21 protein-coding genes are annotated in these 19465 nt (G+C 31.5%); 18 read left to right on the top strand and 3 right to left on the bottom strand.

Features of this window, described 5'->3' with window-relative positions; translation table 11 throughout:
• The first annotated feature begins 127 nt into the window (after positions 1-127).
• The 13 genes from Q0910_RS08135 (at position 128) to Q0910_RS08075 (ending at position 7611) form a co-directional block, all read left to right on the top strand.
• Positions 128-559, top strand: a complete 432-nt coding sequence (locus tag Q0910_RS08135) for a hypothetical protein (RefSeq protein WP_299214672.1) — start codon at positions 128-130, stop codon at positions 557-559.
• Positions 556-999 carry a hypothetical protein gene (locus Q0910_RS08130; RefSeq protein ID WP_299214669.1) on the top strand — a complete coding sequence of 148 codons (444 nt, stop codon included), beginning with the start codon at positions 556-558 and terminating at the stop codon, positions 997-999. The genes Q0910_RS08135 and Q0910_RS08130 overlap by 4 nt, the downstream gene beginning before the upstream one ends.
• A gap of 17 nt (positions 1000-1016) precedes the next feature.
• A complete protein-coding gene (locus tag Q0910_RS08125; protein WP_299214666.1) occupies positions 1017-1292 on the top strand; it encodes a hypothetical protein in 276 nt (91 codons plus the stop codon).
• 19 nt (positions 1293-1311) lie between these two features.
• Positions 1312-1779 carry a hypothetical protein gene (locus Q0910_RS08120; RefSeq protein WP_299214663.1) on the top strand — a complete coding sequence of 156 codons (468 nt, stop codon included), beginning with the start codon at positions 1312-1314 and terminating at the stop codon, positions 1777-1779.
• 143 nt (positions 1780-1922) lie between these two features.
• Positions 1923-2816: a retropepsin-like aspartic protease gene (locus Q0910_RS08115; RefSeq protein WP_299214660.1), complete on the top strand. Its 894-nt coding sequence runs from the start codon at positions 1923-1925 to the stop codon at positions 2814-2816.
• Between the two features lie 15 nt (positions 2817-2831).
• Positions 2832-3479: a hypothetical protein gene (locus tag Q0910_RS08110; protein WP_299214657.1), complete on the top strand. Its 648-nt coding sequence runs from the start codon at positions 2832-2834 to the stop codon at positions 3477-3479.
• 17 nt (positions 3480-3496) lie between these two features.
• Positions 3497-3685 (top strand): hypothetical protein, encoded by a 189-nt coding sequence (locus Q0910_RS08105; RefSeq protein ID WP_299214654.1) that lies wholly within the window; start codon positions 3497-3499, stop codon positions 3683-3685.
• 35 nt (positions 3686-3720) lie between these two features.
• Complete coding sequence (locus tag Q0910_RS08100; protein WP_299214651.1) at positions 3721-3978, top strand: hypothetical protein; 258 nt, start codon at positions 3721-3723, stop codon at positions 3976-3978.
• A gap of 190 nt (positions 3979-4168) precedes the next feature.
• Complete coding sequence (locus Q0910_RS08095) at positions 4169-4966, top strand: hypothetical protein (RefSeq protein WP_299214649.1); 798 nt, start codon at positions 4169-4171, stop codon at positions 4964-4966.
• A gap of 291 nt (positions 4967-5257) precedes the next feature.
• Positions 5258-5782, top strand: a complete 525-nt coding sequence (locus Q0910_RS08090) for a hypothetical protein (protein WP_299214646.1) — start codon at positions 5258-5260, stop codon at positions 5780-5782.
• A 300-nt stretch (positions 5783-6082) separates the two neighbouring features.
• Positions 6083-6463 carry a hypothetical protein gene (locus Q0910_RS08085; RefSeq protein WP_299214643.1) on the top strand — a complete coding sequence of 127 codons (381 nt, stop codon included), beginning with the start codon at positions 6083-6085 and terminating at the stop codon, positions 6461-6463.
• A 33-nt stretch (positions 6464-6496) separates the two neighbouring features.
• Positions 6497-6892: a hypothetical protein gene (locus Q0910_RS08080; protein WP_299214640.1), complete on the top strand. Its 396-nt coding sequence runs from the start codon at positions 6497-6499 to the stop codon at positions 6890-6892.
• 23 nt (positions 6893-6915) lie between these two features.
• Positions 6916-7611 carry a hypothetical protein gene (locus tag Q0910_RS08075; protein WP_299214638.1) on the top strand — a complete coding sequence of 232 codons (696 nt, stop codon included), beginning with the start codon at positions 6916-6918 and terminating at the stop codon, positions 7609-7611.
• Between the two features lie 452 nt (positions 7612-8063).
• Here the strand turns inward: Q0910_RS08075 and Q0910_RS08070 are convergent, their stop codons facing one another.
• Together Q0910_RS08070 and Q0910_RS08065 are read right to left on the bottom strand one after the other, a co-directional pair.
• On the bottom strand, positions 8064-8252 hold the full coding sequence (locus tag Q0910_RS08070; protein WP_299214636.1) for a hypothetical protein: 189 nt from the start codon (positions 8250-8252) through the stop codon (positions 8064-8066).
• 50 nt (positions 8253-8302) lie between these two features.
• The gene (locus Q0910_RS08065; RefSeq protein WP_299214633.1) at positions 8303-8764 is read right to left on the bottom strand and encodes a hypothetical protein; all 462 of its coding nucleotides are present in this window, start codon (positions 8762-8764) and stop codon (positions 8303-8305) included.
• A 198-nt stretch (positions 8765-8962) separates the two neighbouring features.
• Here Q0910_RS08065 and Q0910_RS08060 point away from each other — a divergent pair, with 198 nt between their 5' ends.
• Positions 8963-9145 (top strand): helix-turn-helix domain-containing protein, encoded by a 183-nt coding sequence (locus Q0910_RS08060; protein WP_299214630.1) that lies wholly within the window; start codon positions 8963-8965, stop codon positions 9143-9145.
• 276 nt (positions 9146-9421) lie between these two features.
• Here the strand turns inward: Q0910_RS08060 and Q0910_RS08055 are convergent, their stop codons facing one another.
• On the bottom strand, positions 9422-11185 hold the full coding sequence (locus Q0910_RS08055; protein ID WP_299214628.1) for a M12 family metallopeptidase: 1764 nt from the start codon (positions 11183-11185) through the stop codon (positions 9422-9424).
• A gap of 661 nt (positions 11186-11846) precedes the next feature.
• On the opposite strand from Q0910_RS08055, the gene Q0910_RS08050 reads away from it, so the two are divergent.
• The 4 genes from Q0910_RS08050 to Q0910_RS08035 form a co-directional block, all read left to right on the top strand.
• Positions 11847-13076 carry a site-specific integrase gene (locus Q0910_RS08050; RefSeq protein ID WP_299214625.1) on the top strand — a complete coding sequence of 410 codons (1230 nt, stop codon included), beginning with the start codon at positions 11847-11849 and terminating at the stop codon, positions 13074-13076.
• 385 nt (positions 13077-13461) lie between these two features.
• Entirely contained in the window at positions 13462-14556 is a 1095-nt protein-coding gene (locus Q0910_RS08045) for an AraC family transcriptional regulator (protein ID WP_299214623.1), read from the top strand.
• A gap of 371 nt (positions 14557-14927) precedes the next feature.
• Positions 14928-18614, top strand: coding sequence for a hypothetical protein (locus Q0910_RS08040; RefSeq protein WP_299214621.1), 3687 nt, complete (start codon positions 14928-14930; stop codon positions 18612-18614).
• A 7-nt stretch (positions 18615-18621) separates the two neighbouring features.
• Positions 18622-19465 (top strand): hypothetical protein (locus Q0910_RS08035; protein WP_299214618.1); only part of this gene is annotated, 844 nt, incomplete at its 3' end.

The following is a 19465-nucleotide window of genomic DNA, read 5'->3' as shown; positions in this document are numbered from 1 at the left end:
TAAGAAATTTCAAACTAGGAATATCGAATAAGCAGTTTATGATAATAATATTTGCTTCTTACCTTATTCTAGATTTTATATTATTTTAAAGTTCAATAAAACGATTGTTAGGCACAATAAAACAAAAATGAGAAAAGAATACTACGACATATACGAGATTTTATATGCAGATTATCTGTATGAACTTGATTTAAGAGAAAGAAGAAGATTTACCAGTGAAGAATATTATTTAGTAAGGTCAATTAGAAGATATATTGATTTAGCAAATAGAGACGAAATTCTTAGACCTGATGCAAAATATTTTCTGCTAACTAATTTTCATCAAATGATTATTAAACCAATTTTAGAGAGCAGATACTTGCTGATAGATAAATCACGAAAAGAGGGATATTTCAATTTGGAAAATGATATTCAATCCGATATAAAAACTATTATAAATAAATCAAAAATTCAGTCGAATTATTCAAAAAAAAATGAAATAAGTGGACATGTCATAATGGGAACCATAGATGAATTATGGAAAGAATTAGAATGTACTAAACTAAAAGTTTGGGGATGAGCAAAAATTCAACAATTAGTACTCAAATTATTTCTGCGTCCTTGACGATGATTACAGTAATTGGGGCTTTTGCGGTTTTCATTATTGAGAAAAGAGAAATAGGACCTTGGTATTATTTGACAGCTGGTTCGGCTTTTCTCTGCTTTGTGCTAAGTATATTTTTGGGTGGACAAGGACTTAGTGGGAAAGGAAAAAACAAATCACCAAATCCATACTTTAATTGGCAAGCAATTACTGCATTAATAGGAGTAGTTCTATTTTGTATAAGTGTATTTTTTGGAAAGGAGAAACCTGATAATTTGAAAAACACAGTACATGAACAAGAAAAAGTAATTATTGAGCTAAAAACTAAGGATACTTTCAGAGAAAGAGATATTGAGCGAATAAATCAAGAACTGAATGATTTAAAAAAAGAACTTAAAAAGATAAAAAACGATTGATAAAACATAATTATAGAATGAAATTAAAGGTAGATCCTGAATTCAAAGAAGTCTGTAAGGAAATAGTCAACAGAGAATTAACGATTTTTCAATGTGAATTGATAGAAAGTTATGATATGTTTCAGACTGATAATTATAATGGAGGATTTGATGCTACTGAAAGTGAGTTTTGTTTTAGTTATTATGACCAAAATAAAAGAGAATATTGGTTTCAAGTTTCTTTAAGCAACATTGAAAAAATATTAACTAATGATATTGAAGAGCTTGAAATTAGAGTAGCTGACAAAAAATAAAAAGAAGTTCAACAAAACGATGAGTGAAGAAATAATTAATAAGAGTTGGATAGATCTAGGGAATCTATTTATTGGAATTGGGACAATTTTTCTTGGGTTCATAGTTCTCTTTGTCAATACCAGGAATTCTAAATTAGATCGTAAGGTACAAATAGCTAATAAAAGGCAGGAGTGGATAAATAATCTTAGAAAGAATGTGGCAATATTCTTAGGTGAAATTGAAATTATCTCTGAAACATCAAATAACCCTTTGAACAAGGTTTCCAACAATAATCTACAAACTCTATTTCGTTCTATGAACGAAATTTCAATGCTTGTTCATCCCGAAGATGAAGATTCTAGTAAGCTTATAGAATTAATGGCACAAACATTAACTAGAGCAAAAAATGGTGATCAGAAATATGCCGAATATGCACCTCAAGTAGTAATATATGGAAAAATACTCATGGATAAAGAATGGAAGAAAATAAAACAACTTAAAAACTAAAAGTTCAAATAAACGATAACAAATTGTCAACAACTGATATTATGAAGTTGGTAGAAGAAACTGTGTGGTATGTAAAAAACTATTTTGGGATAAGGATCAAGATTTGGGCAATACACTATACGAAAAATATAGAAAGGTGATTTATGAGAAAAATTTTAGTATACATATCATTTTTGCTTACTTGCTCAACAAGTTTTTCCCAAATAACAGTAAACCTTGATCAAGAAAAAGGAGTATTTAAAGTTCCTTGCGAGGTTAATGGGATACCTATGAAATTTATTTTTGATACGGGGGCATCAAACGTAACGATTTCAATAACAGAGGCGAATTTTTTGTTAAAACAAGGCTTGCTCACAGAAAACGATATTAAAGAGTCTGTTAACTACCAAATAGCAAGCGGACAAATAGATGAAGGAACAAAAGTAATATTAAGAAGAATAGAATTTGAAGATATAGTGATTGAAAATGTAATAGCAACAGTCGTTCATGAACAGAATGCTCCTCTTTTACTAGGTATGTCTGCAATAAATAAGTTAGGAAAAATCTCAATAGAAAATGGAATATTAACTATTGATAAATCTACAGAAAAAAGAAAAGCACTTTCTCAAAGAAAATTTGAAGAAAAGAAGGCTATAGATTGGATTAATTATAGGTTTGAAAAATATCGTATTGATGAAGAAGATGTGCTTGTATTACAAGAATTCAATGAAGTAGTAAGCATTAAAGGTGCATACTATTTATCAGGCGTTCAGATTATAAAATCATCAAAAAAAAAGACCTTTCAAAAAGGTTTTTTTTTACCCCTAAAAAAAATAAGGAATATTGAATTCATTCAGAAAGAATCTAGTTGTTCTCTTAAAATAGAAACAGAAAATGAAGAAGCTGCAATTATTATTTTTGATATTGACCAACCTCAAGATAAAAGAGCAGGAAAAGAATTGATATTACTATTTGATAAGTCTATTGATGTTGAAAAATCTATGCCAGACATAATAAAATCAATAGAATACCTTATGTATTTGTACAAAGAAAATTAAAAATCTAAATAAACGATGAATAAAGAAGAAGCGGAGATAGAAAATATACAGAACGAAACAAAGAACTCTAGAATACGATTATATCATGATCTTATTAAAAGTGCTTTAATTATCTGCGGGACTATTTTTTTCTTTTTCATTATTCAAAAGCCAGATTCTATATTGAATAAAAAGTCTTCTATTGAAACTATAAACCGAGAAAGAGCTAAACTTGTTTTAGAGTTAATTAATAAAAAAGATAGTGAAGATATTTTATTGGGTCTTGACATAATTGAAGAGTCTTATCCTACTAATGATAAATGGATAGAAGGAATAAGAAAAATTTTCCAGATAAGAAGAAGCAAAGAACTATTCGATAGTATGTCAAGAGAGAAACTTGATAAACCTAGATTAAGTGCTTTAAAACAGTTGAATTATTGGTATGGAGCAAAAGAAGAGATATTAAGGAATAAGATATTTTCTAATCATACAACTTGGAGCGCAGCTGTTGCTGAAATTGATACTTCAAAAAGGTATGAAAATATAAATTGGGGTTTATTCAGTTTTGAAAGGAATGAAAGTGTAATAGATGAGAATATAGTTTCTGAAAAGAGAGGTATAATAGAATATTTAGACTCTATTGGCTTTAAGAGATTTCCTAATCCAGAACACGAAGAACATTAATTTTACGATTAAACATTATGAAGCAACTAAAAAAGGTTAAAGGGGTCAAAATATTAGACCGCCAATTAATGATTAAAATCTTTGGTAAATCAGGACCGATTGAAGCTCGCCCAAGTAATAGTTTATCTGTAGATTTAAGTCTTTCTTCAAAGATTACTTATCTTAATGAAAGTGATCAAGATTTTATACCAGGTGATTTAGGGTAATATGAAAACATTAAGTTCAATAAAACGATTCTTGAATGGATATAAAGGACGAAATATCAAAAGCTAAAAAATTAGTAGAAAACGGTTATAGTAGTAATATGCTAATTGATTACTTAGCAGAAAAAAAGACCTATCACACTCTATCGATTTTTATTTTTTCTGCTGTATTTAATAAAAATGCAGATACTAGTGCGAAAATGGTATATGAAAATGAATATTATTCGCAATTTAAGAATGAAAGAAATCCTTTTAATGAAGATTTTTTTAAACTTATTAAAGACGATGAAAACTAATAAAGTTCAATAAAACGATTGATTTTGCCACTGGAAAATTGTATATACTAATTAATGATGTAATTTAGATTTTTATAAGAAGAGCCATATGATTTGAGACTATTACGTATTGGTTCTGTGAGAGGCTTGGGGGTAAAAATTTCCTTGCCTACTTTACATTTAACCTTAGTAATAATTTAACCCAGAATCAATGAAAAGAGTAATTTTTGTTTTATTCATATTTTCTCTTGTAAACTGTTCTAATGATGAGAGCCTAAACCCTATCAATAATGAAGTCGTTATTGATAATTATTATTTTCGCTATATGCAATATCCGCAAGGAGTTTTAAACAACTCCCAATTGGATAATTTAGTTAATATAATCTATGATGAACAGAATAGAATAATAAAAAGGGTTGGTGGACTACTTTACATAAGTCCTACAAGTGGATTTGACTACACATTTTCAAAAGAAATATTTGATTCAATTTCTCAAAATAGTAATAGGATTTTAATAGAAAGAAAAACAACTTCTTTAAATTATCAAATTGCAAAATTTAAAAGAACTCTATTTTTAAATCAACAAGGGAAAATTACTTCTAAAATTGTTGAGACAACTTTCCCTACAACACAAGACACAATTGATTATCAATATAATTCTATTGGAAAAATCATGAAAACAACCTCTCGAAACCAATTCAACCCTAGAGAATCTGTTTTTTATTATAATTCAAATGGAAATTTAGATAGTATTGTAAGTTTAGAATATAATAGAAATCAATTGAGTAAAAAGACCTTAGAGGTTTTCAGTAATTATGACAATAGTATAAACCTAGTGAAAAATCTTAATATTTTTGAAGAAACTTTTTATCGTTCTTTAACAGAAAACAATTACTCTGAATATGAAAAGAAAGTATTTAATTCTAATAACGATTTAGTAAGTGAAGAGAAAAAAACTTGGAATTTTATTTATGATGATAATGGAACTATTCTATTCGATGTGTTTTAAAAACTATTACCAACAATGTATCTTATGTAAAGTAGTGTCCCAAGTCATAGTCTAAGAATAACATAATAATTATACATTGCGTACTAGTAAACCTATTCCATTGTTGTAAACAAACCTGAATAGGCCTAAAATAGGCTACTTAATTTTAACATTATCTACAAAAGCACTGTAAATAATTATCCTATGAATGCAAATCAGTATCTATTCTAAAAATTTAGCAATCTATCGAATGAAGGACTATATTTGTTGCCATTAAAAAAAGGGATCATACATTTAAGCTGTTGTAAAAATATGTTTAAAAAGAATTTATTAAGTATTAAGTTGTGTTCAGCGTTAATAATAGTTTTACTTAGTCTACTAGGCTGCAAATCTCATAAAGAAATCAAAAAATTAGCATCGCAAGTAGAATGCAAAAAAACAATATATTTTATTTGGGACGATGAAAGCAATGTATTCCAGAGTGAAAAAAGAGGGAATTATAAAGAAGGATATACCTTTAGAAATATCGATATTGATTACAAAGAGCTTTTTATAGAATCAATAGAAAAAATAAATAACGATTATGAAGGAACCTATATTTATGGTAAGTATAGTGGTTTTCCTTCGGACTCGGTTATTGAAGTACGTGTGAAATTAGAAAAATTGGTATGGCATCTTAATTTTTCTAAATCTAAAAGAGACTTACAACTCTTGTATTCTACTCCCAATAAAGATTTTCAATTTTTAGGTAAGAGCAAACGAAAAAAACATAAAGCTATGTTAGAATCTTTTGAACATGGCAATCTCAAATTTATACTAGCAGCTTGTAATAATTGATGTTTTGTAAACAAGCCTTACTCGAGCCTAAAAATAGATAACCCTATACTCATTTCTGATATCACTCGCGCTTAAAGGTATCCAAATACTTAAAGATCAATAAAACGATGATTGAAACGCTACTTGATTTAATTGCTGGGATAATTAATAGCAATAAAAGATTATCAGTAATACTTGCAATTCTGATTCTACTTTTATTTGTGGGATATTTAATTTACGCTAAAGTTCAATAAACCGATAAACTATAACACGATTACTTATTTTTTTTGATTTTGATTAATCAAAAGTTAATTTTAATATATGTTTAAATTAAAACGAAGTTTGCTTGATTTAACAACAAAAGAAATATTATTACGTATAGGTATTCTACTGTTTTTGGTATTTGGTGTGTTTTTTGCTTATAAAGACTATTTAGTTGCCAATTATAGAAAAGAAACTACCGGAGAAATAATTGAATATATTCCGAAAAAAGGAAATGTGAGTTGTCGCCTTAGATACAAATACATTGTTAACAACAAAGTTTACTATGGTGAAGTTTATGTCTATTGTAGAGGTGTATTTTGGAAAAGTGTTGGAGATAAAATTACCGTATATTATTCATCAAAAAAAACAAAATACTCTCAAGTCGATTTAAGAAATTATGAAGAATATAGAAAGACAATTTATTTTTTTAAGTATTAATACGTTCAAAGAACCGATAAAAAAAATAACAAAATGAGTTGGGATTTGTTTGCACAAGATTGGGGGAAATATGAAACATTAGATGAGATTCCTGATGATTTTAAATCAAAATTCATTGGAAAGCGATCCGAAGTAATCAAGAAAATTAAGATGATAGAGCCAATGGTGAATTTTTCTGACCCTTCATGGGGTATTTTGGAAAACGAGTTTTTTTCTATTGAGTTTAATATGGGGGATTCTGAGGTTATCAATGGTTTTGTAATGCATGTCAGAGGAAGCGAATTAGCAACACCTTGCATTGGGAATATCTTGGAAACACTTGACTTGAAAGCTGCGGATGGTTCAACACCGAATTTTTTTAATATCGAAAAATCCAAGGACGATATTAAAAAGTGGATCGATTACAAAAACACCATACTCAAAGGATAAACAAAGTTCAATAAAACGATAATATGAATTATAGAATATTACATAGCCAGTCGATAACTGGATTAGAAAAGGAATTAGATAAACCAATGAATACTAAATTTGGGACATTATTAATATTGTTCGTTTTTACATCTTGTATTACTCATAGGTGTTATCTTGGACTATATTCTACAGAAAAACTAATAAAGTTAGATGATGATTCATTAAATAGAATAATCACTAGCGATACGCTGTATCTCAATAATGATATATATCTAAATAGAGCGGTATTTAATTGTTCTGAGAATCGTACTAGAGCGATGAAAGTTATAGGAAATTTAAGGGATTCAACTGTTTTACTAGTTCCATATGAATCGGACTATAGGAACGATACTTTATTATTTGTGAATACTCAATTTTTCATATCGCCATTAGAACGAGGTTTAATTGTATCAACTAAGAAAGACGGAAGTGAAAAACACTATGAATATCCAGAAGATGAGGAGTTGTATTTGAAGACAAAAGAATTAGAAAAAGAAGGCTTATATAAATTAGAAAAAGGAAAATTTGTTTTTTTAACAGCATCTATGTCTCAAGACGCTTTTAAGAGTTATTGCACAAATGCCACCTGTTACATTCCAAGTCCCGGAATATTATATGATCAAAAGATTAACTTAAACAAACTAAAATCAATAGATTCTCTTGAGTATGGTATCGAATCATGGCTTGATAATTTTTAAAAGTTCAATAAACTGATGGAAGAACATCATTGCAATTTTAAATATCAGATACGATCTACCTAAAGAGGTTTGGAATGAAGTAGGAGAAGTAGGTCACGAAATTGAGTGGATAGATTGACACAAAAAGTTAAATAATAGTACAGAATGGCTACACAAATTTGCCCGAAATGCCAAGAAGATGCTTTCACCTGGAGTATTAACAGTGAAGACACATCACTGACTGAATGAGGTTGTTATAAATGTTATTATCAGGCATTCGAAAATGAAATCGATCAACGTATTTGTTCCAACTGCAAAAAGAAAATGGACTCTAAACTAAAAGATAATAATAAAGAGTATTGGTGGTGCTCAAGTTGTGGCAACACAAAAATTATAAAATCCTAAAAAAATAATTTTAAGCCCTTTTAAAACTACGAGACAAACAAATCGACTTCTCCCTTGTCATTTCGGATTTATAAACCTATAATCCAGATGTTATGACAAGTGTTAGTCACATTATGGCCTCTTAATTTAACTGCCAACTTCTGGCTATCGTTTAATGTCTCCCGCACTACAAGTTGCATCAGTTGTAGGGTATCTTCCAACTTGGCTTTTCCAGGACCTATAATGACTGTATCCTTTTGAGCACTTTTGGGGATCAAATGATCAAAGCTTCGGGAATTGCTTATATGTCTTTTATGTTGTGCTTTCATCAGAGTTGTAGGATAATATTCTCGGTTTGTTCGTATGGCAATCCGTTAACACGGGTGATGATCTGGGTTTGTATATCTAAGGCGATTGGATTTCCGTTGCGGATATCACTGGCAACTCTGGTTCCCAATATCTGAATGAGTGTTAGCCATCCTGCGGATTGAATATGCAAGTCAAAATCCTTTTGGCTGTTTTCAGGAATCTCAATCACGGTATTCTCCACAGTAGAACTTCCGAGTAATTTATTGTTATGCAAAATCTTAACAAAAGGATGTTGTAACCGCAATGCTACTGGATTGGGATTCTGCAATTGTACCACAGCTTTTAATTCAATACCCGTTAGGTTCACCTTATGGATACGTACCCGAATTCTAGAGGTGATATTCGTACTCGCTTTTTGCAAACGGGATAAATATCGTATCGAAAAAAAAGTGGCTAATCCGCCAGCGATCCATTTAAACATTTTGTACTGAATTTCAGTCAAAGTAAAGTGGAAAAAACGGATGAAAAAAGGGCGTAATATTCTTTGGAAAATAAAAGTTGTTTTTTACAAAAAGAGCAGTAAATTAAGAGTATACGGAAGGTTATGGAGTGCTTTTTTACACGATGTAACTCTTCACAACACTAATACACATTAAAGGACATTAATAGACAATAAAATATGCGATTTACCTTCACTACAAAACAGGAATTAAGCGAATTTTTAGGCATCAGCCGACAGACTTTACGCAGAAAATTGAAAGAAATCAAAGAATTGGATACGGGGAGACGACAATTATTATATCCTTGGGAAGTGCGATTGATTTATCGGGCTTTTGGTATAATAGAAACTGTTTCCAACTAAATTACCCAAGTTGTACAAGCCCAATCAAACAAAAATAATGCCCTGCGATCAACAACGGACAAGTTCCATTAGTTTATATCAATAAACTTTGTAAAGATTTAGATTTTCTTAGCATAAAATGTTTATATTTTTTCCATTCATACCTTTTCTTTAAATTCCAACTAGAATACCTGCTTAATGAATTTAAAAAAAAGGTATGAATGGATGAAGTTTATATTTATATGAATACAAAAGCTTTAGATAATTGGTCTGTATCTTACGCCTTTATAGACTTCTTTATTTTACTAGATGTACATCTATGTTTGGTAATCCATTATTATTAAAAGATTTAGTAAAATCATCCTTTCCATCACCATTAAAATCACCTGTAGCCCATTTTTCTTTGCCATACAAACCTCCTTGTCTAGTTGACATGCGTTCCATAGAAAAATTACTTCCATTCGAAAAGTGTGCATCTATATATCCCAAATAATTATCATCTTTGAAAACTTTGGCAGCATCATCTTTGCCATCACCATTAAAATCGCCTGACATCCATATTTGAGCATCCCAGAATCCCCCTTGTTCAGTTGCCCAACGTTGTATTGAAAAGCTATTGTTATTTGAAAGATGCACATCGATATCTGCTAGTCCATCATTATTAAAAGCTTTTGCCATATCGTCTTTCCCATCTCCATTGAAATCTCCGGTAAACCATTTTTGAGAATCCCAGAATCCACCTTGTCCGGTTGCCCAACGTTGTATTGAAAAGCTATTATTATTTGAAAGATGCACATCGATATCTGCTAGTCCATTATTATTAAAAACTTTTGCCATATCGTCTTTCCCATCTCCATTGAAATCTCCAGTAAACCATTTTTGAGAATCCCAGAATCCTCCCTGACGTGTTGCCCAGCGTTGTATAAAGAATTTATTTCCGTTGGAAATATGAACGTCTAAACTTGCTTTACCTCTATCCGGGAAAGCTTTTGCAATATCATCCATACCATCTCCATTAAAGTCACCTACTACCCATTTTTCAGTTCCGTATAAACCTCCTTGCTGGAAGGCCCATCTACTAAATGAAAAATCAGTTCCGTTGGATATGTGTACATCGATAATGGCCATATGATTACTTTCTAATATTTTTGCAAAGTCGTCTTTGCCATCACCATTGAAATCTCCGGACATCCATATTTGAGAATCTGAAAATATACTTCCTTGTCTATGAGCCCAATGCTCCAGAGTTAATTTATCATCATTAGGATACATGATGTTTAATCCCAAAGCATCATTTGGAGATAAACCTCTAATATTTTTACTAAACAGACTACCATCTTTTTTAGTTATAGTGGGTTCAGAGTTTTTGGTACCTTGATATGCACTATACATCATGACGCTTTCGAAATCAAATGGAGTAAAGTTCGTTACTCGGCTATCTTCATTTACTTTTTTGAAAATGGGAAAATATTCTGGAACTATATTTTCATAAATTATATTTATAAATTCATCTCGATCTGATCTGGTATGTTCGTGCAGCAAACCTAATGTGTGTCCTATTTCGTGTATTACAACTTCATAAGAAGCACCATCGTTAATATTAATATTATTGCGTCGTCCTATATAACCAATTCCAGCAAAATTTTCAATGTTTGATTTGAAATACAAATATGCATCCTGGTTATCACGCTCTACAAATCTTAAGAAAGTTTTATTCTGTATTTCATTAATGGCTTTTATAATTCTGGAAGGATTTTGAATACCAGGTTCTATTTCATAAGGTATTACATTTGTTGGCCACAAACTAGTAGAAGAAAGATTAAAACCGCTACTCTTAGCTTGTGAATTTTTAGGAATAATTATATCTCCCTCAAATAAATAACCATCTTTCCGTTCTTCTACAATAGTTGTCTGTCCGTTTATCAAAATTTCTTTTTTTATTCTCACAGATGTATTGTTTTCCTGAAAATTTTGCAATTCATCTTCTATATCATTAGGGCTACAGGAATTAAGAAATAGCACAATTAACATAATAATTAGCGTTAAAAATTTTTGTTTCATTTTTACTTTATTTTTGTTTCATTAAGACATTAATGTATTTACTAACCGAAATGTTACCCTTTATATTTGTTAAAATTATCTTTTTAGAGTAATTTAATCCCATTATTTAAAGTTTTAATACACACCAATAATAAACGCTGTTAAACACCTTAAAAAGGCTATAAGCATACTTTATTTATTAAAGTTGTATGATTAGTAATGCTAAAGCATTATCGAATCTTCTGCACAAGTTTTTTAGCAATTTTATACTTTAAAGTCTCAAAAGGCTTTTATGAAAGGATATTAGTCTTTTTCTTTTTGTCAAACAGAGAAGTTTTTCCCAAACACCCGGCTTGTATGTTTTACCAAAAAAAAATCTAAATATTGGCATTGTAAAGAAACGTCTAAAAACAAAAAAGCCTTCAAAATCAAAAGATTAAGAAGGCTTTAAGTACTCGGGACGGGACTTGAACCCGTACGTCCTAATGGACATTGGATTTTAAGTCCAAGTTTTTACATGCTTAAAAAAACCTAAAAACACTATAATATCCGATAAACACTAATAAAATAAATACTTACCAAACATTTATAAAATCGTAAAAAACCAATAAAAACCACAAAATGTTGAAACTATGTTGAAACTAGATTGATTATATTTGCATTCTAAAAGCAAAATATCGGTATGGCGACTACCAAATTAATGTTATATAAAGGCAAGAAAAAAGAGGATGGAACTCACCTCCTATCTCTTAGAATTACACATAGTAGAAAAGCTAGTTATCTATTCTTTGATTGGTTGGCAGAAAAACATTGGGATGACAATCAAATGCGTGTAAAAAAATCACATCCTAATTCACAACGTTTAAATCATCGTATCATACAAAAGCTTGCAGAAGCTAATGATCTTATCCTAGAATTTGAAACCAAACGAAAATCATTCACTGCTGCAGATATTGTTAATGGACTTAAAGATGGAAGAAAAGACAGCTCATTTTTTAAACTAGCGGAACAATACATCACCGAACTTAATGCACAAGGAAAATTCAATAGAGCAAACCCAGATGGGAGTAGAATAAAACTATTTAGAGAATTTCTTAAAGGTTCAGACATCCAATTTCATGAAATCGATACTGCGCTTTTAAAACGTTTTAAAACCTACATATTGACCAAAACTAATCAGCGTGGAAAGATATCCGCAGAACGATCAGTAATGAATACATTTGTAGTGATAAGAACTCTATTTAATCGAGCCATTACAGAAGGAAGAGCCGATCAAAAGGATTACCCATTTGGAAAAAACAAAATCCAGATCAAGTTTCCTGAAACTGTAAAGGTAGGATTAGATGAAAAGGAGATTTCTGATATTGAATCATTAGAATTGGAACACTACTCCCCTATTTGGCATACCCGAAATGTATTCCTTTTTTCATTTTATTTGGCTGGTATTAGAATTTCTGATGTTCTGAATGTTAGATGGTCAGATATCCAGGATGATCGAATTATATATCGAATGAACAAGAACAATAAAGTAGATTCTTTAAAATTATCGGATAAAGTAAAGTCAATAATCAATTATTATCGTCACGATAAAAAAAGCAAACACGATTACATTTTTCCTGAACTAAAAAAAGCAAACCAAAAAGACCCTAAAGACATCAATGCCAAGGTCAAAACTGCTGTCAAAAAGTTTAATAAATATCTGAAAGAAATTGCCAGACTTGCAGAAATTGACAAAAAGGTAACTACCCACATTGCAAGGCACTCATTTGGTAATATTGCTGGTGATAAAATATCCCCGCAGATGCTCCAAAAACTATATAGACATTCTCACTTAACAACTACCATTGGTTATCAAGGTAATTTTATTCATAAGGATACGGATGAAGCATTAGATAGCGTGATTAATTTTTAACAATACAACTCTAATTCCCAGATCTTAAATTGCAAAAATGGGATCAGTAAGATTTTCATGACTTTTAAACAGTTTCAACGAATATCTAGGATTAGTTTTACACAATAGTCCTATATTTTAAATAGCTAAAAATTTATCATTTTTTAAGTTAGTTATATAGTATTTATCTAATTGGTAGTAACATTTAGACTATTAATGACACTTATTAATGTTGTTACTTTCGTTTTTAAAAAAATTACGTAAGAGAATTCAAAGATTTTCAATTACAGTATTGTTTTTATTATCCTTTAAAACCAATATATTGCTATTTATTCCCTATAAATAAATAGCAAATATTATAGTTATTAATCGCACTTTAATACTTTTGTGCACTAAAATAAAATATGTGGGAACTCAAGAATTGAACTTCAATATTTTTAATGTTATTATTTTACTGGGAATTTTTCAAGGTTTTGTATTTAGTTTCATTGTTTTTTTCAATAAAAACTATAGAGTAGTATCTAATTATTTTCTTGTCGGAACTGCTTTAGCGTTATCCTTTAATAATCTGCAATATTTAATCATAGATATTAATTTAGTTGAGAAATTGTTTTTTCAAATTCCCTTTGAGTTTTTGATAACGCCAATGTTTTATGTATTTGTTGTAACATACTTAAAAATTGAACAATCATTTAAAGTTTTAGCATTTCTTTTTGTTCCTTTTATTATCAGTTTAATCCTAAGGTCATTAGTTGAATTTATATCAATATTCAAAGACTATTTAAATATACTTTTTACTATTGAAGAGTACTTTTCATTAGTGTTTTCTATTATATTGATTTCTATAGCTTTATTTCAAATATTTAATTATGAAAAGCAAAGAAAAAGTTTTGATATTAGAAAAATAAAAGCTAGGACAAAATGGTTAAAGCATATTTTAGTAATTGGAATTATTACTTGTTGTTCTTGGTTATTTGCTATCAAAGAGAATATAGCCAGGTTGGAAAATGATCTAGCCAAATACTACCTACTATGGATTATTATTTCAATTTTAGTGTATTGGATAGTTTTCAAAGGCATAATCGAAACAAGAATAATAAATCAGCGCTTTGAAATAAGAAGTAAAAATTTTGATGATGTTACTTCTAGCATAACATCAGAGGTTTCAAATGAACTTTTTCTTGAAATTGAAAAAACCATTGTTAGTGAGAAACTATATGTTAATCCAAATTTAAGTTTGGAGTTAATAGCAAATAAGTTTGATATAAGTATAAGTCATTTATCGAAAATTATTAATAAAAATGCTAATCAAAGTTTCACCGATTTTATAAATGGGCTTAGAGTTGAGCGGGCAAAAAATATACTTAGTAATCCTGAATTCAAAAACTATACAATTGAAGCTATTGGATATGAATCTGGTTTTAATTCCAAATCAAATTTTTACACTGCTTTTAAGAAAGAAACCCAAAACACACCTTCCGCATATCGTTCAAAATTTTAAATATTCTACTCTAGATTTAATTCAAAACCCGAAATAAATGATTTATTTCGAACCCAAACAGTCCTAAATGTAATGGATGTTTGTCCTAAATCTTGTTTAGAACACTATTTGGGACTTTAATTCTATTTGTTCGATTTAAGTTTGTTCTAGTGAAAAATGCTTTTACAATAAACAAGTAATAATAATTCATATTAAGGCATCTTATAAAATTATAAGAAAAAAAGTAAAAAACAGAGGTAACAATTCTACTTCTCAAAACACATGCATAGAGAAGACAAATTACAACTGGTAAACAATTTTGAAACACATCAAAAAAGGGGCTAGTTTGTAATCTAAAAAGTAAGTAAGGCAAAATTATTAAATCGTATTTTATGAAAAATATTTCATTATTTCTCACACTCTTTTTAATCACGAATTTGGGATATGCACAATCTGGTGATGACAGTGGTGGGAACACTGCATTTGACTATACAGCAGAATTATCCAGGAATATCTCCATTCCTAACTCTCCGGAAGCAGCAGCTTTTATTAAATATGGAAATGTTCCATTGAATCAATATACAGGTACTCCTAATATTTCGATTCCAATTTGTGAGATTTCGGGAAAAAGTATTTCACTCCCCATATCCATGACCTACTATGCTTCTGGGATCAAGGTAAATCAATTAGCTACTAAGGTTGGTTTGGGATGGAACCTGAACTATGGCGGGGTAGTTTCTCGTAAGGTACATGGACTTCCTGATCAAGCAGATGGGACTTATGCTAAAATTACTGATCCTGGCACTCGGGCAGGTCTTGATGCTGCCTACAATAATGCATATATGGGCACTTTTTCTACCGTAGAGGCTATGAATGCTGCAGATGCTTTATTAACTAATTATAGTATGAACAATATCGATATCCAGGCAGATACCTTTAGTTTTTCTATTAACGGACTATCGGGAACCATTGGAATTAACTATGATGTAACTGAAAATGGAAAATATCAAATTTTTTGTATTGATAATCCAGAAGTCAAAATTGATTATACCCTGTTAGGGGATCAGATCACCAATTGGATCATTACTGATACCCAGGGAACGCGCTATGAGTTTGCCAAAGCAGAATTTACCCATACATCCTATAGCACACAACAGAATGAATATACCGCAGAATACATCTCCAGTTGGTATGTTACCAAGATAGAAACTGCTGATAAAGAAGATACAATCGTATACTACTACGGTAATGGAGCCTACTATGCAGAGAATCAGCGGTTGCCTTTAGACCATATTGTTCAATTTTATCAAAACGTGAATTCTTCAGTTTTTACACAAGAAATTGTAGAACAACATAAGCAAACGATCTATAAGATCAAACAATTTAACCCAACAGCTATTTTTCATAATGGTAAGTTGGCAGTAGATTTTGGAAGTAGTCTACAGCGAGAAGATTTGCTTGGGCAATCTGCGATTACCAGTGTCAATTCCTATAACATTTTAGGACAGCCTATAAAATCCTTTGAATTTGATTATTCATATTTCGTATCAGAATCCGGTTCTGGGATATATCCAGCAGGTGATAAACGTTTAAAACTAGATGCAATTCGTGAGATTGAGGTGTTTCGTGATAACGGAACTGTTAATACATCACCTACAACTCCTAAAGAGAAAACGCATAGTTTTGACTATTTTAACCCGACACAACTTCCTCACATAAGTTCTCATTATATGGATCTTTGGGGATATTATAATGGTGGAGGAGCACATATCACCAATGTGGTGGGGAACTTGTTTCTTTTTAATCAACAATATGGATTGAGCCGATTAGATTATGACTTCCCAGGGTCTGACCGCACATCTAAACCGGAATTTGCAATTAACGGAACGCTACAAAAAATTACCTATCCTACCGGAGGAAGCACTGAATTCTTTTTTAACGGACATAGTGGTCCTTTAGAAGAACAAACCAATACGAATCTACAAAGATACACCACTGCGGTTCAGGGAGGGAGTGACAACCCCATAGCCAGTACCAATGATCTCGATGATTGTCCTAATGTTGATGATGTTTCATATTTAAACAATCTTCAGAATATTGCCAATGGGGAGTTTACCATTGATGCTTTAAATGCAAATAAAGCAATTGCTTTTGATGCCACATTCAACAATTATGATCCCGGCAATCCATTAGCTAATAATGGAGTAACATTTGTTTGTGTATATAAATCTCGAATAGGAACGGGGCAGTGTGAGACACGTCCTTGCCCTGATCTTGGATTACAACCTAATGGATGTTCCCTTTCTGTGCCAGGTGATACCTACACTATTTGTGATACTGGAGAAGCCCCATTAACCTATTGTGATATTATGAGCAGTAATCCTGCTAGCAACCCAAAGATTGTATACTTCAGTACGACTCCTGATAGTGATTTTATTTTACAATTAGAAGAAGGAGATTATCGCATTTTACTAGTCAATGGAAATGCTAATACAGCTTTGAATGTTCAGTATGACCTGCTAGTAGAACAGGAGATAAGCAGAAACAATATGATAGGAGGTTTACGATTGGTTAAAACAGAAGACAAACCTTCAGAAAATGCTACTGATGTATTGACTAAGTATTATTATTATAATACGTTGCCTGAAAATGGAGTAATTACTCCTAGTATTATAGAAGGTAACTATGCTTCTTCCGGGGTGGTGCACCAAAAACTGTTTTTCTCCGATGTAGAAATACATAATGGTCTTGTGCGTGACGGTGTCAATGTACCTGATGTGAATTTGTACAAGTTTTATAGCAATAATTTAGCTCCAAAAGCAAAATACAATATCGCTTATACAAATGTTTCCGAAATACGATTCAAAGGTGATCAATATCAAGGACATACTGTCTATAGTTTTTATAATCAAGATGATGGCGTAGCAGTGGCAAACCGCCCTTATTTCCCCAGATACCATCTAAACGGAAGACTGAGAACCACTACCCACTATAACGATCAGAGAAAAATGGTGCAGCAAAGTTCACAAAGCTACTCACAACAAACGTTGAGCACTACCATGCCACACAATGGCGTCTTTATGATCCCAGAGGCAGTTGCCCATCAAGCCTGTAAGAAAAAAATATACGGAAATGGTACGTATACTATTTCCGTCTCACTTGCTGACCCAGTAGTGGGTGGTTGTTTTGGAGGAGGAGAATTAGGACCATATACCAAGTATTTCGCTAACAAGTACCGCTTAACACCCGTATGGACACGATTAGAATCAAAAACCGAAAAACAGTTTTTTGAGGATCAGATCATAGAGCAAAAAATAGAATACTTCTATGATAACGATACCCATAAACAAATGACGCGTACGCAAACCACCAAAAACAATGGGGAGATCGGGATCTCTAAAATGTATTATCCTCAGGATAGAGCAGCGCTCGGTACCTTGCCTCTTAATGCCAACAAAGCTATTGATGTAATGATCGATACCTATCGTATTGGGATGCCTTTACAAGTAGAGCAGTATACCAAACAAGGTACTGAAAACATCCTACTGGCTAAACAAAGAACAGATTATAAATTATGGGGTAGTGAAAAACATGTATCTCCGGAATACATACACACGAGTAAAGGCAATGCAGCATTAGAACCACGTATGCGATATCATCAGTATGATACCCAGGGAAATCCACTAGAAATATCACAAACTAATGGAGCATCCAGTATTTATATCTGGGGATATGATGACAGGTATCCTGTAGCCAAAATAGAAAATGCAAGTTATAGTCAAATAGCATCGCACGTAGCAACCATCAAATCTCAATCCAATCTGGATAATGATAATACGATTGGTTATGCTGGTGCAGAAGGTACACTGAGAGAAAAACTAGATCAGCTTAGAGATGCAGTGCCCAATGCACTGATCACTTCTTACACCTATGATCCCATGATTGGAGTAACCAGTATCACAGACCCAAAAGGATATACGATGTATTATCAGTATGATGGATTTAATCGATTCGTAAAAGTAAAAGATCAAGATGGAAATATTCTATCAGAGAATGAATATAATTATAAAGACAACTAATACAGTGATGAAAATTAAAAATTTATTTTTAGCCATTGCTGTATTAATCAGTACAGCAATCAGTGCACAGACACAGACAGAAAACTACGTAAAAACTACTACCTATCAGAAAGCAGTTCAGGAAGGAGCGCAAGATCAGGTATTGGAAAACGATAAGGTTGAATCTGTGAACTATTTTGATGGATTGGGTAGAGCCAAGCAATCGATCGCAGTGAGAGCAGGTGGACAAGGCCAAAGTACAAATATCCTGAATTGGACCGATGATTGGAATGTAGGTGCTGGAGGAACAGCTTTGTTTAATAGAAATGGAGAAGTTTCTGAAAATGAAAGAATTTTTGAAGCTAATCCATTTGGAGAACAATCGTTGTTATGGAAATGTGGAAATGATGTAGCTAGTAATGCTGATGGAGGTTGGAATACCGATTATATCCCGGTAGATAAAAATGTAACCTATCGGTATACCGTTTGGGTAAAACGTACCGGATCACAGGATGGAAGAACCTATCACGGTACTCAAAATGTAAACAATCTTAGTGGTTCTGCTAATAACAATCCTTATTTCTGGTCAGGAGATATGCCTAACATCAATCAATGGTACTTATTGGTAGGCGTAGTGCATCCACATACCTATACAGGTGGTAATAGTGGCATCAGTGGCGTCTATGATAGCAATGGTATCAAAGTGTTAAATGGAACTGATTATAAATGGAGAAATAATACCTCTACAGCTCGATTTAGAAACTATTTATATTATAGCACAGATACTAATACCAAACAATACTTTTGGAATCCTGTGTTAACACAAATAGATGGGAACGGAGAACCGATTTCTCAATTGATTAGCCAATCCA

Source organism: uncultured Aquimarina sp. (assembly GCF_947495315.1).
In the GTDB taxonomy this organism is placed as follows: Bacteria; Bacteroidota; Bacteroidia; order Flavobacteriales; family Flavobacteriaceae; genus Aquimarina.
Note: the sequence above shows the minus strand (reverse complement) of the source record. Positions and strands in the feature narration are given on the sequence as shown.

What these genes read in the sequence shown, in the direction of transcription:
- Q0910_RS08135 (WP_299214672.1), top strand. Translation starts at nt 128, where the DNA reads ATGAGAAAAGAATACTACGACATATACGAGATTTTATATGCAGATTAT.
- Q0910_RS08130 (WP_299214669.1), top strand. Translation starts at nt 556, where the DNA reads ATGAGCAAAAATTCAACAATTAGTACTCAAATTATTTCTGCGTCCTTG.
- Q0910_RS08125 (WP_299214666.1), top strand. Translation starts at nt 1,017, where the DNA reads ATGAAATTAAAGGTAGATCCTGAATTCAAAGAAGTCTGTAAGGAAATA.
- Q0910_RS08120 (WP_299214663.1), top strand. Translation starts at nt 1,312, where the DNA reads ATGAGTGAAGAAATAATTAATAAGAGTTGGATAGATCTAGGGAATCTA.
- Q0910_RS08115 (WP_299214660.1), top strand. Translation starts at nt 1,923, where the DNA reads ATGAGAAAAATTTTAGTATACATATCATTTTTGCTTACTTGCTCAACA.
- Q0910_RS08110 (WP_299214657.1), top strand. Translation starts at nt 2,832, where the DNA reads ATGAATAAAGAAGAAGCGGAGATAGAAAATATACAGAACGAAACAAAG.
- Q0910_RS08105 (WP_299214654.1), top strand. Translation starts at nt 3,497, where the DNA reads ATGAAGCAACTAAAAAAGGTTAAAGGGGTCAAAATATTAGACCGCCAA.
- Q0910_RS08100 (WP_299214651.1), top strand. Translation starts at nt 3,721, where the DNA reads ATGGATATAAAGGACGAAATATCAAAAGCTAAAAAATTAGTAGAAAAC.
- Q0910_RS08095 (WP_299214649.1), top strand. Translation starts at nt 4,169, where the DNA reads ATGAAAAGAGTAATTTTTGTTTTATTCATATTTTCTCTTGTAAACTGT.
- Q0910_RS08090 (WP_299214646.1), top strand. Translation starts at nt 5,258, where the DNA reads ATGTTTAAAAAGAATTTATTAAGTATTAAGTTGTGTTCAGCGTTAATA.
- Q0910_RS08085 (WP_299214643.1), top strand. Translation starts at nt 6,083, where the DNA reads ATGTTTAAATTAAAACGAAGTTTGCTTGATTTAACAACAAAAGAAATA.
- Q0910_RS08080 (WP_299214640.1), top strand. Translation starts at nt 6,497, where the DNA reads ATGAGTTGGGATTTGTTTGCACAAGATTGGGGGAAATATGAAACATTA.
- Q0910_RS08075 (WP_299214638.1), top strand. Translation starts at nt 6,916, where the DNA reads ATGAATTATAGAATATTACATAGCCAGTCGATAACTGGATTAGAAAAG.
- Q0910_RS08065 (WP_299214633.1), bottom strand. Translation starts at nt 8,764, where the DNA reads ATGTTTAAATGGATCGCTGGCGGATTAGCCACTTTTTTTTCGATACGA.
- Q0910_RS08060 (WP_299214630.1), top strand. Translation starts at nt 8,963, where the DNA reads ATGCGATTTACCTTCACTACAAAACAGGAATTAAGCGAATTTTTAGGC.
- Q0910_RS08055 (WP_299214628.1), bottom strand. Translation starts at nt 11,185, where the DNA reads ATGAAACAAAAATTTTTAACGCTAATTATTATGTTAATTGTGCTATTT.
- Q0910_RS08050 (WP_299214625.1), top strand. Translation starts at nt 11,847, where the DNA reads ATGGCGACTACCAAATTAATGTTATATAAAGGCAAGAAAAAAGAGGAT.
- Q0910_RS08040 (WP_299214621.1), top strand. Translation starts at nt 14,928, where the DNA reads ATGAAAAATATTTCATTATTTCTCACACTCTTTTTAATCACGAATTTG.